This is a genomic window from Fusicatenibacter faecihominis (genome assembly GCF_020686945.1).
In the GTDB taxonomy this organism is placed as follows: domain Bacteria; phylum Bacillota; class Clostridia; order Lachnospirales; family Lachnospiraceae; genus Limivivens; species Limivivens faecihominis.
Window position 1 is genome coordinate 27,666 of sequence record NZ_JAJEPR010000012.1, and the last position, 15,630, is coordinate 43,295.

Annotated in this window: 12 protein-coding genes; 9 read left to right on the top strand and 3 right to left on the bottom strand. The window is 51.2% G+C overall.

Annotated features, from left to right (window positions below; translation table 11 throughout):
- The first annotated feature begins 2 nt into the window (after positions 1 to 2).
- From LKD71_RS08715 to LKD71_RS08755, 9 genes are all read left to right on the top strand, one after another.
- Positions 3 to 1,580, top strand: coding sequence for a hypothetical protein (locus LKD71_RS08715; RefSeq protein WP_177292066.1), 1,578 nt, complete (start codon positions 3 to 5; stop codon positions 1,578 to 1,580).
- 214 nt (positions 1,581 to 1,794) lie between these two features.
- Positions 1,795 to 2,916, top strand: a complete 1,122-nt coding sequence (locus tag LKD71_RS08720) for a galactose ABC transporter substrate-binding protein (RefSeq protein WP_227615112.1) — start codon at positions 1,795 to 1,797, stop codon at positions 2,914 to 2,916.
- Positions 2,917 to 3,074: 158 nt separating this feature from the next.
- On the top strand, positions 3,075 to 4,583 hold the full coding sequence (locus LKD71_RS08725) for a sugar ABC transporter ATP-binding protein (protein ID WP_178047318.1): 1,509 nt from the start codon (positions 3,075 to 3,077) through the stop codon (positions 4,581 to 4,583).
- 18 nt (positions 4,584 to 4,601) lie between these two features.
- Positions 4,602 to 5,588, top strand: a complete 987-nt coding sequence (locus LKD71_RS08730) for a galactose/methyl galactoside ABC transporter permease MglC (protein WP_117767687.1) — start codon at positions 4,602 to 4,604, stop codon at positions 5,586 to 5,588.
- A gap of 85 nt (positions 5,589 to 5,673) precedes the next feature.
- Complete coding sequence (locus tag LKD71_RS08735; protein ID WP_178047319.1) at positions 5,674 to 5,985, top strand: hypothetical protein; 312 nt, start codon at positions 5,674 to 5,676, stop codon at positions 5,983 to 5,985.
- Between the two features lie 15 nt (positions 5,986 to 6,000).
- Complete coding sequence (locus LKD71_RS08740) at positions 6,001 to 7,611, top strand: response regulator (protein ID WP_178047320.1); 1,611 nt, start codon at positions 6,001 to 6,003, stop codon at positions 7,609 to 7,611.
- Entirely contained in the window at positions 7,604 to 9,454 is a 1,851-nt protein-coding gene (locus LKD71_RS08745) for a cache domain-containing sensor histidine kinase (protein WP_227615113.1), read from the top strand. Before LKD71_RS08740 ends, LKD71_RS08745 begins: the two co-directional genes overlap by 8 nt.
- On the top strand, positions 9,451 to 10,422 hold the full coding sequence (locus tag LKD71_RS08750; RefSeq protein ID WP_227615114.1) for a substrate-binding domain-containing protein: 972 nt from the start codon (positions 9,451 to 9,453) through the stop codon (positions 10,420 to 10,422). The genes LKD71_RS08745 and LKD71_RS08750 overlap by 4 nt, the downstream gene beginning before the upstream one ends.
- Before the next feature lie 10 nt (positions 10,423 to 10,432).
- A complete protein-coding gene (locus tag LKD71_RS08755; protein ID WP_227615115.1) occupies positions 10,433 to 11,533 on the top strand; it encodes a galactose ABC transporter substrate-binding protein in 1,101 nt (366 codons plus the stop codon).
- Positions 11,534 to 11,581: 48 nt separating this feature from the next.
- Here LKD71_RS08755 and trpS read toward each other — a convergent pair whose 3' ends face one another.
- From trpS to LKD71_RS08770, 3 genes are all read right to left on the bottom strand, one after another.
- Positions 11,582 to 12,625: a tryptophan--tRNA ligase gene (gene trpS / locus LKD71_RS08760; protein ID WP_227615116.1), complete on the bottom strand. Its 1,044-nt coding sequence runs from the start codon at positions 12,623 to 12,625 to the stop codon at positions 11,582 to 11,584.
- 251 nt (positions 12,626 to 12,876) lie between these two features.
- Complete coding sequence (locus tag LKD71_RS08765; protein WP_227615117.1) at positions 12,877 to 13,935, bottom strand: Ig-like domain-containing protein; 1,059 nt, start codon at positions 13,933 to 13,935, stop codon at positions 12,877 to 12,879.
- A 16-nt stretch (positions 13,936 to 13,951) separates the two neighbouring features.
- Positions 13,952 to 15,508, bottom strand: a complete 1,557-nt coding sequence (locus LKD71_RS08770; protein WP_227615118.1) for an ABC-F family ATP-binding cassette domain-containing protein — start codon at positions 15,506 to 15,508, stop codon at positions 13,952 to 13,954.
- Positions 15,509 to 15,630: the final 122 nt, after the last annotated feature.

The following is a 15,630-nucleotide window of genomic DNA, read 5'->3' on the forward strand; positions in this document are numbered from 1 at the left end:
AGATGAATTTTACATTTGACGGCAATATCTCCAGAGAAGTTCTGGAAAATTACCTGTCCCGGAGCGTGACGGCAGCAGGTTTATATGAGAGTAAAACACTGGAAGATGATCTGCGGGCAATCCGGGAGATGGGCGTAAAATTTCTTGGAAGAGCATCGGGCATCTGGTACATGACGATGGATGACGAGGAGCATTTTCGCCTGTCGAAGGAACTGGCAGACAAGGTACACGCCCAGGACCCGGAAGTGATCCTGCAGTCCTGCGTCTTCGAGTGGATCACACGGCGGATGGAGACAGTGGAGATTCCGGCTTATGTATTTGAAGCCTTTGGCCTGAAGCCGGAACAGAGGTGTTTCCGTCTGGAAGATGCTCTGTTTACGGATGAATCCAGCGGCTTTACCAGCAGAAGAGACGATCCGGCAAAGGACGGCGGCATTCCGGATCTCTCCCGCCAGGAGGCAAGACTGTGGTTTTATTACCGTGCCACCCGGTATATTGACTGCGGATATGAGGCCCTGCATATGGGACAGGTGCATCTCTATACCGCAAACGACAGGGGAATGGCAAAGACCGCAGAGCTGTTCGGTATGATCCGCGAGTACGCAAGGCTTCATGGAAGACGCCATAAAATCCTTCTGGATGCCCACACCCATGGAGTAAATATCCGTGGAAAACTGCTGTTTGACTATCATGCGATGCCCTTTACCCGGATGCCGCTTCTGGAAGTGCCGGGAGAAGAACTCGTACTGGTTCGCGAGGGTTACAGCGAGGGCGGAGAAAATCCAAACGGCTGGTCTGCGAAAGCCATGCCCTATCTCATGGAATACGACAACTGGGGCGGGCTGGTCGTTGACGACCGGAAAAAGATTCCGAGAGAGGAACTGGCCTGGAGAGACTGGTGGGGGTATGATCAGATCGCCTGGTTTGCCAACCAGCCGGAAGAGAGCCGGAACCATTTCCTGGAGTACACCTACAAATGGACAGATATCAACAATCCAAATGCCTACTTTGAACTGCCTTTCCGCCGGATGATCCATAATGCGGAAGTTCCCATGAAACGCGGAGACAACGGAGAGACGGATGCACAGGATTTTTACCAGATCAACACAAAAAGCCCAGCCTGCCCGATGGGCTTTGACCAGGAGGAGACCGCGAAACGCCTCTGGGCGACAGGTCACACTCTGCGGGAGCAGGCGGCAAATCCGGAGATGCTGATCCGCTATGGTGCAGAAAACGTTTACGACGAAGAAACCGGCATGAAGCTCCCGGAAAAGATCGTGGTCTATGGAAGCTTCCAGTCTCACGTCGGAGCCGTAAAAAATGATTCCAACAGCGAACTGACCAGAATGTACTACATCGGTGACAACACCTATACCCTTTCTGTGGTCATTCCCTTTGCGGGAACCTACGATTATTCCATATCAACCTATGGAACCTTATCCGCGACCTACCAGGCCGACGGATACCCGAGAAGCGGTTCCTCAAATAAGGCGCATTTTACCACCTGGAAGGATAATACGGTAGTCCGGTTCCGGTATCAGTTTATTACGAATAAAGTCACAGTGGAGATGTTTGAATAAAGAAAATGACGGACAAAATCCCTTATATTTCGTCATTTTATATACAACCTGACAATAAAATAACGAAAAAACTTCTTGAAAATAATCAATATCTCCAAAGAAAAGAAGGATATTCCAGAAAAACAGAAGGATTTTGTATGGTTTTTCCAGGGATGGAACTGCTATAATAACCCCAGAAACGAAAACCAAAACAAAAAACAGGAGGGTTTATAAGATGAAAAGAAAATTAATCAGTGCACTGCTTGCAACAGCAATGGTAGCATCCATGGTTGTAGTACCGGTAATGGCAGATGAAGAGACTGAGGCAGCTACCGAGGTTACCACAGAAGCTGCTACAGAAGCTGCTACAGAAGCTGCTACAGAAGCTGCAGCAGAAGAGAATGCTGAGCCGGTAGCAAATCCGGATCTGGCTGATAAAAAAGTTGGCGTTTGTATCTATCAGTTCTCCGATAACTTCATGACCCTGTTCCGTACAGAGCTTGAGGATTACCTGGTAAAACTTGGATTCAGCAAAGAGAATATCACCATTCAGGATGGCCAGAATGACCAGGCTACCCAGTCCAACCAGATCGATGCTTTCATCGCTGACGGCGTAGATGTTCTGATCATTAACCCGGTAAACACCTCTTCCGCAGAGACCATTACCGATAAAGTTGTAGATGCTGGAATCCCGCTGGTATACATCAACCGTGAGCCGGGCGAAGACGAGGAAGCAAGATGGGACGAGAACGGCTGGGACGTTACCTATGTAGGCTGTGACGCTAGACAGTCCGGTACCTTCCAGGGTGAGATCATCTCTGATCTGGGTCTGGACGCTATCGACAAAAACGGCAACGGCAAGATCGACTACGTTATGATCGAGGGTGACCCGGAGAACGTAGATGCTAAATATCGTACCGAGTTCTCCATCAAAGCACTTGAGGATGCTGGTCTTGAAGTTGAGTGCCTGGATGATCAGGTAGGTAACTGGGATCAGGCTACCGCTCAGCAGCTGGTTGCTAACTCCTTAAGCCAGTATGGTGATGATGTAGAAGTTGTATTCTGCAACAACGACGCAATGGCACTTGGCGCTCTGCAGTCCATCGAGGCAGCTGGCCGTACCGTTGGCGAGGATATCTACCTGGTAGGCGTTGACGCTCTGACCGAGGCTCTGGACAATGTAGCATCCGGAAAAATGACCGGTACCGTATTCAACGATCATTTCTCTCAGTCTCATGCAGCAGCTATCGCAGCAGCTAACTATCTGACCGGAACCGAGAATGAGCACTACATCGGCTGTGACTATGTAAAAGTTACCGCTGACAACGTAGCTGACATTCAGGAAAAACTGAAATAATCAGAAAACAGCATAAAAGCCGAAGAGGTGCGGGTGATGGAAAAAGCACCCACACCTCTTTCTATGAAAAAGATGCGTGCAGGGAACGCTGCAAAATACAATAAGCGAAGGCTTTGTATTTTGCAGTGCTCCCTGTTAAAAAAAGAAGGAGGGAGAATATGGCAGAATTTAAGCTGGAGATGAAGGGAATCTGTAAATCCTTCCCAGGCGTAAAGGCGTTGGACAACGTACAGCTGTCGCTCCGCCCGGGAACCGTGCATGCACTGATGGGCGAGAACGGCGCAGGAAAATCCACTTTGATGAAATGCCTCTTCGGTATCTACAAGATGGATGCCGGTGAAATTTATCTCGATGGACAGAAGGTTTCCATCAATAACCCGGACGAGGCCATGAAATATGGTATCGCGATGGTACATCAGGAGCTTCAGCCGATTCCGGCAAGAAGCGTGGCTGAGAACCTTTATGAAGGCCGTTTCCCGTTGAAAAGCTTCGGTCCGATCAAAGTGGTAGACCATAAAAAAATGTATGAGGACACCGCTTACTGGCTGAAAGAAGTAAAAATGGACTTTGATCCCAAGGCAATGCTGGGAGATCTTTCCATTGGTCAGATGCAGTCTGTAGAAATTGCAAAGGCAGTTTCCCATCAGGCAAAAGTCGTGATTTTCGATGAGCCGACCTCATCTCTTTCCGATAATGAGGTAGAAGCTCTTTTCCGTATCATGAACGACCTTCGTGACAAGGGCGTTGCCATGGTATACATATCCCACAAGATGGACGAGATCAAACGAATCGCAGATGACATTACGATCATGCGTGACGGTACTTATGTAGGTACCTGGTCTGCGGACGAGCTTTCCACTGACGATATCATCGCCAAGATGGTAGGCCGTACCCTGACAAACGTTTACCCCGAGAGAAAGAATACACCGGGAGAAGTCATCATGGAAGTCAAACATATGACCTCCATTTCCGACAAATCCTTCCAGGATGTTTCCTTTAACCTGAGAAAAGGTGAGATCCTTGGTTTCGGCGGTCTGGTCGGCGCCCAGAGAACAGAGGTACTGGAAGGTGTCTTCGGTATCCGTGCTTTAAAGAGCGGTGAAGTTTACGTCAAAGGAAAGAAAGTAACGATCAAACACCCGGCAGATGCCATGAAAGCCGGTATCGGCCTGATCACAGAGGACCGTCGTGGAAATGGTATCTTCGGCTGTCTTTCCATCAAAGACAACGTAGGTGTTTCTACCTATAATAAATATTTGAAAGCAGGCATTGTTCTGGATCACAAGAAGATCGGCGAGATCGTGGACAGCAGTATCAAGAAGCTTCGGATCAAGACTCCGAACATGAAGGAGCACATCGCCAACCTGTCAGGAGGAAACCAGCAGAAGGTTATCATCGCCAGATGGCTGGCGAACGATCCGGATATTCTGATCATGGATGAGCCGACTCGTGGTATCGACGTAGGAGCCAAGCATGAGATCTACGAGATCATGAACGATCTGGCTGCTCAGGGAAAATCCATTATCATGGTTTCCTCTGAGATGGCTGAGCTTTTAGGAATGTCCGACCGTGTCTATGTTATGTGCGACGGCAAGATGCGGGGAGAGATCAAAGACAAGAAGGACATGACGCAGGCCAAGGTAATGAGCTATGCGACACAGTTCTGATGATGGGAGGAGCCAATAATGGATAAGAAAAAACTGAGTTTTAAAGACATTATGATCAACTACGGTGTAATCATCATCGTAGTGCTGCTGGTAATCTATACCGGTATTACTTCAAAGAATTTCCTGAGTGTCAACAACCTGACAAACATCCTCATGAATATGAGTTCCCGTCTGGTCATTGCCCTTGGTATTGCGGGCTGTATCATCACCGCAGGCTGTGACCTGTCAGCCGGACGTATGATCGGTCTTGGCGGCTGTATCGCAGGTACCCTGCTTCAGAAGATGGATTATTCCCAGAAGTTTTTCCCGAACATGAAGCCCATGAATATTTTCCTGGCTCTTCTGATCGTTATGCTGGTATGTGCACTGTTTGGTGCTGTAACCGGTTTCTTCATCGCTTACCTGAATGTACCGCCCTTCATTTCCACCATGGCAATGATGGAGATCGTTTACGGTATCAACATGATCTACACCAATGCAACTCCGCTGGGAGGTTATGTATCCTCTTATACCGGTATTGCTTCCGGCAGATTCCTTGGAATCAGCTACCTGATCTGGATCGCACTCCTTGTGGCAGTGATCACCTGGTTTATCTTTAACATGACCCGTCACGGCAAATATATGTATGCAATCGGTGGTAACCCACAGGCAGCAGAGGTTGCCGGTGTACCGGTAAAGAAAACTCTGATCATCATCTACGCAAAAGCAGCTGCTATGTATGGTCTGGCAGGTTTCATGCTGGGCGCAAAAGCAGGCGGTGCTTCCGTACAGCTTGGTTATGGTTATGAGATGGAGGCCATCGCGGCTTGTACCATCGGCGGTGTATCCGTTTCCGGAGGCCGTGGTAAAGTTTCTTCTGCTATCATCGGTGTAGCGGTATTCGAGATCCTGAAAGCGGCTCTGCAGTTCCTGGGAGTAAACTCCAATGCACAGTGGATCGCTCTTGGTATCATTATCTTCGTTGCAATTTCTCTGGATATCAGAAAATATGTAGCAAGAAAATAAAACTTATACTATAATGAAAAGGCCGTCGCAAGACCTGAAGCGGCGGCCTTTTTTCATAAGAAAACATTTGGGAGGAAATGAATTTATGACAGGTGAAAGCTATTTATCAACAGCCCTGATCCCGCTTTTGATGACGGTGGTGCTGGCTTACTACAGCTTCCGTCTCCTGGTTCTGCAGGATGTGGATTCCATCTATGGAAAAAATAAAAAGAAACCGAAGGACAAAGAAGGCTTTGCGAAGGCAGCCGGAAAGCTTATGGTCTTTCTGACGATCGCGTCCCTTGGCATGGCTGTGATCATGTACTGGAGCGTGGATTTTGCCCTCATCGAGATAGGCGTGTGTTTTGTAATCTTCGGGGTCCTCTGGAAAAAAATGAATGAAAAATACGGTGAATAAAGGGGAGATTGCAGTATGAGTCTCTATTCAGTGATGCTGGTGGATGACGAGGAGGAAGTCATCCAGATCATTATGAAAAAACTGGACTGGGCAAGTATGGGCTTCCAGATCGTGGGTTATGCCCACAACGGGGCCGAGGCCCTGGAGCTGGCGGAAGAGTGCCAGCCCGATGTGGTGATGACCGATATCAAAATGCCCTATATGGACGGACTGGAGCTGAGCCGGAGGCTGAAGGAGCGCTATCCTTCGATCCGGATCATCATCTTTTCCGGATTTGACGAATTTGAATATGCAAAAGAGGCAATTCGCATTGAGGTGGAGGAGTACATCTTAAAACCCATTGACGCCGGAGAGCTTCAGGAGCTTTTTGGCAGGATCAAAAAATCCCTTGATAAGGAAATCGACGAGAAGCGGAACATTGACAAGCTCCAGGAATACTATATGGAAAGCCTGCCACTTCTCCAGGAGAACTTTTTTACCTCGCTTTTTGAGGGCCGGGTGCCTGCAGAGGAGATCGACAAATATCTGGTGAACTATCAGATCCATCTTTGTGGACCCCTCTATCTGGTGACGATTCTCCACTTAAGTTCCTCGGATGTGAAGGCCTACAGCAATCCGTTTCTGATGACGGTCTCGGTGAAAAAGCTGGCGGAAGAGCAGCTGGTGCCGAAATACGGTTCCAGGACGTTAATTTATCTCGGGGATATCATCGTGATTTCTCAGCTGGAGACGGCGGACCAGGTGGCTGGCTATACGGATATGATGGATGAGTTCTGCCGTCAGGCCAAACGTGTCTGCGGCATCCGGGTGACGGCTGGCGTGGGCCAGCTCTGTTCCTCGGTGGAGGAGCTGAAGCTTTCCTATCAGGGAGCCAGGAACGCCGTTTCTTACCGGGCTCTCTACGGAAACAACCGGGCCATCAACATCGCGGAGATCGAGCCAAAGGAAAAGTCCGAGGAGACCTGGGAGGAGGAAGCCCTTCACCGGATCATGAAGCAGATCCGCCTGGGGGACAAGAGTGCGCTGGAGGGCGAGGTCAAGGACTGCCTGAAGAAATTTACGGAGAATGGCAGCTCTCTGCAGAAGTATCGCCTCTTTGTTATGGAACTCATCGCGGAGATCATGCGCTTCGGAAACAAAAACCAGCTGGATATGGAAGAGCTTTTCCGGAAGGAAAGCGATATATATCAGATGGTTTTCCAGCCGGAATCCTTCGAGGAGCTCTGCGAATGGCTCATCGGCGTGGGTGAGAAGGTTCAGGAGATGCTGAGCAGCGAGCGCCAGAACAATACGAAATCCTTTGTGACCAGGGCTGTCGAGTATGTCCGGGAAAATTATGCGGACCAGAGCATTTCCATCGAGACAGTCTGCCGGACCCTGGGCGTCAGCGCCGCTTATTTTTCCACGGTCTTCAAAAAGGAGACGGGAAAGACCTTCATCGGCTATCTCACGGATTACCGCATGGAGGCGGCGGAGGAACTGCTTCTGACGACGGACGACAAAACCTACATGATTGCGGAAAAAGTCGGCTACGGCGATCCCAACTATTTCAGCTATGCTTTCAAGAAAAAATACGGGGTGTCGCCGTCCAAGTATCGAGTGGAGAAAATGAAAGTCAGTGGATGAGACGAAGAAATTTTTGGAAAAGCTTGGAAAGCGCTTTGTGAAGCATGCGGACCCCAAGAGCATTCAGGTGACGATCTCCGTATCTTTTACGATCACGGCGGTCTGCATCATGTGTTTCCTGGGCGTTCTGCTCTATCAGCAGTTTGCAAGAAAGACGGAGCTGCTCTATGCGGAAAACACCGAGCAGCTTTTAAACCAGACGGCCATCAGCCTGGAGGATTACCTGAGGAGCATGCGCCGGATCTCCGATGCCATGTACTACAGTGTCATCAAGGACAAGGACCTGGCCACCGAGGGGCTGGATGAGGAGATGGATCTTCTCTACGAGGCCAACAAGGACAATCTGGTGAGCATTGCCTGCTATGCGAGGGACGGCGGCCTCGTGGCGGCGGCTCCCATCGCTAACGTGAAAGCAGGAATTTCCGTCACGGACCAGGAGTGGTTTCAGGACGCAGTGGATCAGCTGGAAAACTTTCACTTTTCCACACCCCATGTGCAGAACCTTTTTGACGACCCCTCCTACCGTTATCACTGGGTCGTTTCCCTGAGTCGTACCGTGGAACTCACCAACAACGGCGGCACGATGCAGGGCGTCCTTCTGGTAGATATGAACTACAGCAGTATCAAGCAGCTGCTGGAAAAGGTCAACCAGGACGTTTCCAAGGAGTATGTCTACCTCATGGACCGCAACGGGGAGATCATTTACCATCCTAAGCAGAACCTCATCCGCACTGGTCTTCTGGGGGAAGACAACCAGGACGTTTCCGGCTATGAGGACGGTACCACCCGGGAACATTTCGAGAAGGAGAAGCGGATGGTGACTGTGAAAACGATCAGCTATACGGGCTGGAAGCTGGTGGGTGTGGTTCCGATGGAGACGTTTTCTATGGGCCTTGAGGAGACGCGGTATCTTGTGATCCTGCTGGTGGCCCTGGCCCTTCTGGCGACGATGATCCTGAATCAGCTGGTTTCCGCCCGGATCGCGAAGCCCTTAAAGAAACTCAACGATTCCGTGAAAGAGTGGGAGGCAGGCAATCTGGAACCCGATATCTATGTGGGCGGTTCCCTGGAGGTGGCCCATCTGGGTAAGACCCTTCAGTCCACCGTAGCCCAGATCCGGCAGCTTATGAAGGATATTGTTACGGAGCAGGAGGAAAAGCGGAAGAGCGAACTGGATGCCCTCCAGTCCCAGATCAATCCACATTTCCTCTATAATACGCTGGATTCCATCGTCTGGATGATCACCGGGGAACGCTATAAGGAAGCAGTTTTCATGATCACCCAGCTGGGCAGCCTTTTCCGGGTGAGCCTAAGCCGCGGAAAGACGATCATAAGCATTGAGGATGAGATCCGTCACGCCCAGAACTACATGAGCATCCAGAAGATCCGCTATAAAAACGCCTTTCAGGTGGAATTTCAGGTGGAGCCCGAGGTGCAGCAGTGCTGTACGGTGAAGCTGGTGCTTCAGCCCCTCCTGGAAAATGCCATCTATTACGGCATGGAATACATGGACGGAGAGGGCGAGATCCTCGTAAAAGGCTATGAAAAAGACAGAGATATCTACCTGGAAGTCCAGGACAACGGTCTTGGCATGCCCGAGGAAGAGGCGGCGAAGCTTCTGACGGAAAGTTCACGGGAACGAAAGAGAGGTTCCGGCGTGGGCCTCATCAACGTGGACAGCCGGATCCGTCTGCGTTTCGGCAAGGAGTACGGGCTTCTGATCGAGAGCCATCCCGACGAGGGCATGAAGGTGACGATCCACATCCCGGCCATCCCCTACACGGAAGAAAATCAGCAGCTTCTGGAAGAGGGAAAATACAAAGCGAAGGAGGAGAAGTCATGAATAAAAACCGTTTTTATGTCGGACTTCTGGTGACTGCCATTCTGGCGGTGCTCGTCTACGCCTCCTACGGAATGGTCAACGCGGGAAAAAAGGAAACCTACCATTCGGTGGCTGTCATCGTGGACGACAGTAGCAGCGACCGCTGGACGGCTTTCAAGGAAGGGCTGGAGCAGGGGGCGGACGAGGAAAATTTCCATATCAACGTGGTGTCCACCAGCTCCTTTGTGAACCTTCATGAGGAATGCTCCATCATTTCCAGAGAGCTCGAAAACGGGGCGGACGGTGTCATCGTTCAGCTCTGCGGGGACGATGCGGACGGTCTTTTTTCCGGGATTGTCTCCGGGGTTCCCACGGTACTCGCTGAGAATGAGGGAGAATCTGAATCGCTTTTTACCACAGTCATGGCAGATCCCTATGAGATCGGCAGAACCATCGGTGAAAATCTTCTGGCGGGAGCGGGAGATTCTCTTTCCGGTTTCACGGTGGGCATTCTTTCGGGAAACCAGAAGATGAAGTCCCAGCGTCTTCGACTGGAAGGCTTTCAGAAGGCAGTGGAACGCTCAGGGGCAGAGATCCTCTGGACCCTCTCCGATGAGGAAGTTGGAGACCAGAGCGCCCTGGAACGCTACTGGAAGGAAAAACCTGCCTCCGTGCTGGTGGCGCTTGACAACGATGAGACGGAGCTGGCCGGAGACTTTATCCTGGGGCTTTCCGGGGAAAAACCGAAGCTTTACGGGGAAGGCTGTTCCGAGAAGACCGTCTATTACCTGGACAAGGGCGTGATCGCCTCCCTGGTGGTTCCCAATGAATTTTTCATGGGTTATCAGTGTGTGAAGGAGCTGGCGGAAAAGATCAATTATCACCAGGATAACGGGGTAACGGAAGATACCGTGGATTTTCTCTCCGTGACCCGTGAAAATCTCTATGACCGGGATACGGAGAATATCCTGTTTCCGAATATCAGCTGAGGAGAAAAAAATGAAAAAACGAATGTTAGCGGTGCTTCTGGCGAGTGTGACGGCCTGCTCCTTAGGAGGCTGCGCCGGGAAGAAAAAGGATACGGTGCAGACCGTGAAGATCGGGCTGACCCTTTACGATCAGTATGATACTTTCATCTCAGAGCTCGTGAGCTGGTTCAACGCCAGCGCCTCGGCTCTGGAGGAGGAGACGGGAACGGCCATCAATGTGGAGGTGGTGGATGCGGCGGGAAGCCAGACCACCCAGAATGAGCAGGTGAAATCCCTGATTGAGAAGGGCTGCGATGTAATCTGTGTGAACCTGGTGGACCGCACGGAGCCGACCACGATCACCGATATGGCGGAGAAAAACGATGTGCCCATCATCTTTTTCAACCGGGAGCTGGTGGCGGAGGATCTTGAGCGCTGGGAAAAGCTCTACTATGTGGGCGCCGATGCCTTCGGTTCCGGCATCATTGAGGGGGAGCTGGCGGCGGAGACCTTTCAGAGCGATCCGAAATATGACAAGAACGGCGACGGCATCTGTCAGTATGTGGTGTTGGAAGGGGAGGCCGGCCATCAGGACGCGATTGTGCGTACAGAATATTCCGTCAACACCCTGGTGGAAAAGGGCGTGAAGGCCGAAAAACTGGGCTACGCGATCGCCAACTGGAAGCGGGCTCAGGCCCAAACAAAAATGACCACCCTCCTGGAAGAGTACGGGGAGCGCATCGAACTCATTCTGGCCAACAATGACGATATGGCGCTGGGGGCCATCGATGCCCTGAAAGTTTCGGAACTGCCAAAAGACGAGTGGCCCATCATCGTAGGGATCGACGGAACCGACGTGGGCCTCGGAGCCATCAAAAACGGCGAGATGGCAGGAACGGCCTATAACGACAAGGAGGGGCAGGCGGAAGCCATGCTGAAGCTGGCCTTCGTTCTCTCAGAAAAAGACCCCGACAGCGGCCTCACTCTGGAGGACATTCCGCTTCAGGATGAAAAATACGTCCGCATGCCTTATTATCGGGTCACGCTTGATAATGTGGAAGAATATGTGGAGTGGTCCAAAAAGAAGCCCGACGGCGTCGGTACAACAGAAAATACAGAAATCACAGAATAAAAAAGCACCCGGTCATAATGACCGGGTGTAATTGTTTCATCTGAAAGATCAGCCAAAGTAATCGATCTGCATGGCTTTTTTCACAGCCGTCATGGTCTCGGCGGCTCTCTTTTCGGCAACGGCGCTTCCGGCTTTCAGGATATCGTAGACATCCGGAATCCTTGCTTCCCACTCTTTTCTGCGCTCGCGGATCGGAGTCAGTTCTGCCTGCATGACGTTGTTAAGGAATTTCTTTACCTTCACATCGCCCAGGCCGCCGCGGCGGTAGTGGTCTTCCAGCTCTTCCAGGTTCTTGTAATCCGGCAGGAACTCCTCGAAGTGCTCCGGACGGGAGAAGGCTTCCAGATAAATGAATACCGGGTTGCCGTCCACTTTTCCGGGATCCTCGACGCGAAGATGGTTCGGGTCGGTGAACATGGACATGATTTTCTTTTTCACCACATCGGCTTCATCGGAGAGGTAGATGCAGTTTCCCAGGGATTTGCTCATCTTTGCCTTACCGTCGATACCAGGGAGACGCAGGCACGCCTTGTTGGAGGGAAGGACGATCTGGGGATCGGTCAGGGTCTCGCCGTATACGGTGTTGAACTTGTGAACGATCTCTTTACACTGCTCCAGCATGGGCATCTGGTCCTCGCCTACGGGTACATGGGTAGCGCCGAAAGCGGTGATATCAGCAGCCTGGCTGATGGGGTAGCAGAAGAAGCCGACGGGAATGCTGGCTTCGAAATTACGCTGTACGATCTCCGCCTTTACCGTGGGGTTTCTCTGTACGCGTGAAACGGTCACGAGGTTCATGTAATAGAAGGTGAGCTCGGTAAGCTCGGGAACCATGGACTGGATAAAGATCGTGGATTTATCGGGATCAATACCGCAGGCCAGGTAATCGAGAGCCACCTGGATAATATTCTGGCGGACTTTCTCGGGGTGCTCCGCATTGTCGGTGAGCGCCTGGGCATCTGCGATCATAATGTAGATCTCATCGTACTGGCCGGAGTTCTGAAGCTTCACACGCTCGGAAAGAGAGCCCACATAATGGCCCACATGAAGGCGTCCGGTGGGGCGGTCTCCGGTTAAGATTACTTTTTTCATAAAGCTGTTCCTCTCTTCTTGTCAAAGTGCCGGAAAAGTTCCGGATGTTCTGGGAAAATTATATCTCAAATCAGATGGTCAGTCAACCTGCCTGTAAAAAAAGGAGGGCCGAAGGTCTGCTGGAACCTTCGGCTCGAAATATGAAAAAGAGAATCTATATGGAAAAGCTTTTGTTTGCTTTTCTTGATTCTTATTCTATCGTCTCCCTGTGTCCGCTTTGTGGCGAAAATTTGAAAATTCTGTGAAAAACTTTACTTCCATGAAGTGAAGCCCAGATACTTCAGGCTCAGGCCGAGACGCTTGTGGAGAAGCAGATTCCAGCCTGTAAAACCGGTTCTTGTGGCATCCTGGGCGATGGAAACGGCATCTGCCCTGTCGATGTTGGCCCTCTCGGTCACGGTGAAAGAGATGGTTCCGTTCCGGGTGACGGAGGAGGCGAGGAAGCTTGCGCGGGCCTGGACGGCGATGGGAGTCGTGCTGCTTTCCTCGTAGATCATGTTAAATTCCGCCGAAATCCGGCTGCTTTTCGGCGTGTTGACATACATATCCAGGGTCGCCAGGGCGCCGTCATCGGAGAAAACCGTGATGAAACGGAGCTGTTTTTTCGAACGGTCATAGACGATGGAGTAAATGTTCTGTTCTTTGCTGTCTTTCAGCTGGATATAGGGATCGCCGTCGGCGTTTGTGGCGCCGTTGGTTTTGATGTAGTTTACGACCTTCTGGTAATTTATCTTGACAACAGTCTGGGAAGGCGTGTAGGAGGCCTTTTTGACCGTGATGGTGCAGGTATAGGTGACACCGCCGGAAACGGCCGAGATTTTTGCGGTACCGGCTTTTCTGGCAGCGACATAGCCGCTGGAGGAAACGGAAGCGACACTGGAATTGCTGCTTTTCCAGACGATGCTCTGTTTGGTGTTTTTCAGTGTCAGCTGGCTGTAGGTTCCGGTCTCCAGAGTCAGCGTGGAGGCGGATAGTTTCGGGGCTTCCACAACGACCGCACATTTATAGGTTTTTCCCTTGTAACAGGCCTTGATGAAGGCGCTTCCTGCTTTGATGCCTTTTACTACGCCTTTGGAGGTGACGGTGGCCACCGCCTTATTGGAGGAGGTCCACCTGACGGTGCCGGAGGCGTTCTTTAGCCGCAGGATCCGCGTTTTGCCTCTGGTCAGGCGGAAAGCGGAACGGGAGAGGGCCGGGGTGGCGGCTTCTGCGGTAAGGCTCACCGCTTCTTTCAAAGGAAGGGCCGGGTTTTCTAGAAGGAGAGCGGAGAAAAGGGCGGTGAAAATCAGTTTTTTCCATGTTTTTTTCATAAAGGTGACCTCCTTTTTAGAAAATCTTCGTGGTCCAGCGGCTCATATCCCAGACTTCGTTTACCACGTCCTGATAAAATTCCGGCTCGTGGCAGATCAGCAGGATGCTGCCCTTGTATTCCTTGAGGGCGCTCTTGAGGGCATCCTTGGCATCCACGTCGAGGTGGTTGGTGGGCTCGTCCAGGAGCAGTACGTTGGTGTCCCGGTTGATGAGTTTGCAGAGACGGACTTTGGCCTGCTCGCCTCCGCTTAAGACGCGAACCTGGCTTTCGATATGTTTCGTGGTGAGACCGCATTTTGCCAGGGCGGAGCGGATCTCATACTGGGTGTAGGAGGGGAAATCCTGCCAGAGTTCTTCAATACAGGTCGTGCGGTTGTCGCCCCTGACCTCCTGCTCGAAATAGCCGATCTGGAGATTTTCGCCCAGTTCGCAGCTGCCGGAGAGGGAAGGAATCAGGCCCAGAATACTCTTTAAGAGAGTGGTTTTTCCGATACCGTTGGTTCCGGTGATGGCGATCTTCTGGCCGCGCTCCATGGAAAGGTTTAACGGTTTGGAGAGAGGCTCGTCATAACCGGTGACAAGATCGTGGGTTTCGAAAAGCATCCTGCCTGGCGTACGGCCGTAGCGGAAATGAAACTCGGGCTTTGGCTTCTCAGCGGCCAGCTCGATGACGTCCATTTTGTCAAGCTTTTTCTGGCGGGACATGGCCATGTTTCGGGTGGAGACCCGGGCCTTATTGCGGGCCACGAAATCCTTGAGCTCGCTGATTTCCTGTTGCTGACGGCGGTAGGCAGCCTCCAGCTGGGATTTTTTTACGGCGTAGACCTCCTGGAAGTGGTCGTAATCGCCGACATAGCGGTTCAGCTCCTGATTTTCCATGTGATAGATGATGTTGACCACTTCATTTAAGAAAGGAATATCGTGGGAAATCAGGATAAAAGCGTTTTCGTAGTCCAGAAGATAGCGTTTCAGCCAGGCGATGTGCTCCTCGTCGAGGTAGTTGGTGGGCTCATCGAGCAGGAGTATATCCGGTTTTTCCAGCAGAAGCTTGGCGAGCAGGACTTTGGTACGCTGGCCGCCGCTTAAATCGGTCACATCCCGGTCAAGACCAAGATCCAGAAGGCCTAAGGCCCGGGCCACTTCCTCCACTTTCGCGTCGATGGTGTAGAAATCGTGGAGCGTCAGCTCATCCTGGATCGTTCCCAGTTCTTCCATAAGGACTTCCATCTCGTTCTCGTCGGCCTCGCCCAGGTGGTCGCAGATCTCATTCATCCGCTCTTCCTTTTTTAAAAGGGGATCGAAGGCGGATTTGAGGACATCCTGAATGGTCATGCCTTTTTCCAGGACCGCATGCTGGTCGAGATAGCCGGCGCGGACGTTTTTTGCCCACTCGACTTTTCCCTCGTCGGGCATGAGCTTGCCGGTGACAATGTTCATAAAGGTAGACTTTCCTTCGCCGTTAGCGCCCACAAGGCCGATGTGCTCGCCTTTCAGGAGGCGGAAGGATACGTCATTAAAAATGGCCCGGTCGCCGAAGCCATGGGTCAGATGTTCCACATTTAAAATACTCATAAGTTCTCCTTTTTCTGGTAGTTCTCGAACTATTATATATGGAAAACATTGCGCCGTAAAGCATTGAATTTGTGCAAAAAAAGCAAAAAGAAGAGCTGATTGTCCTATAGCTTTTCTAAAAG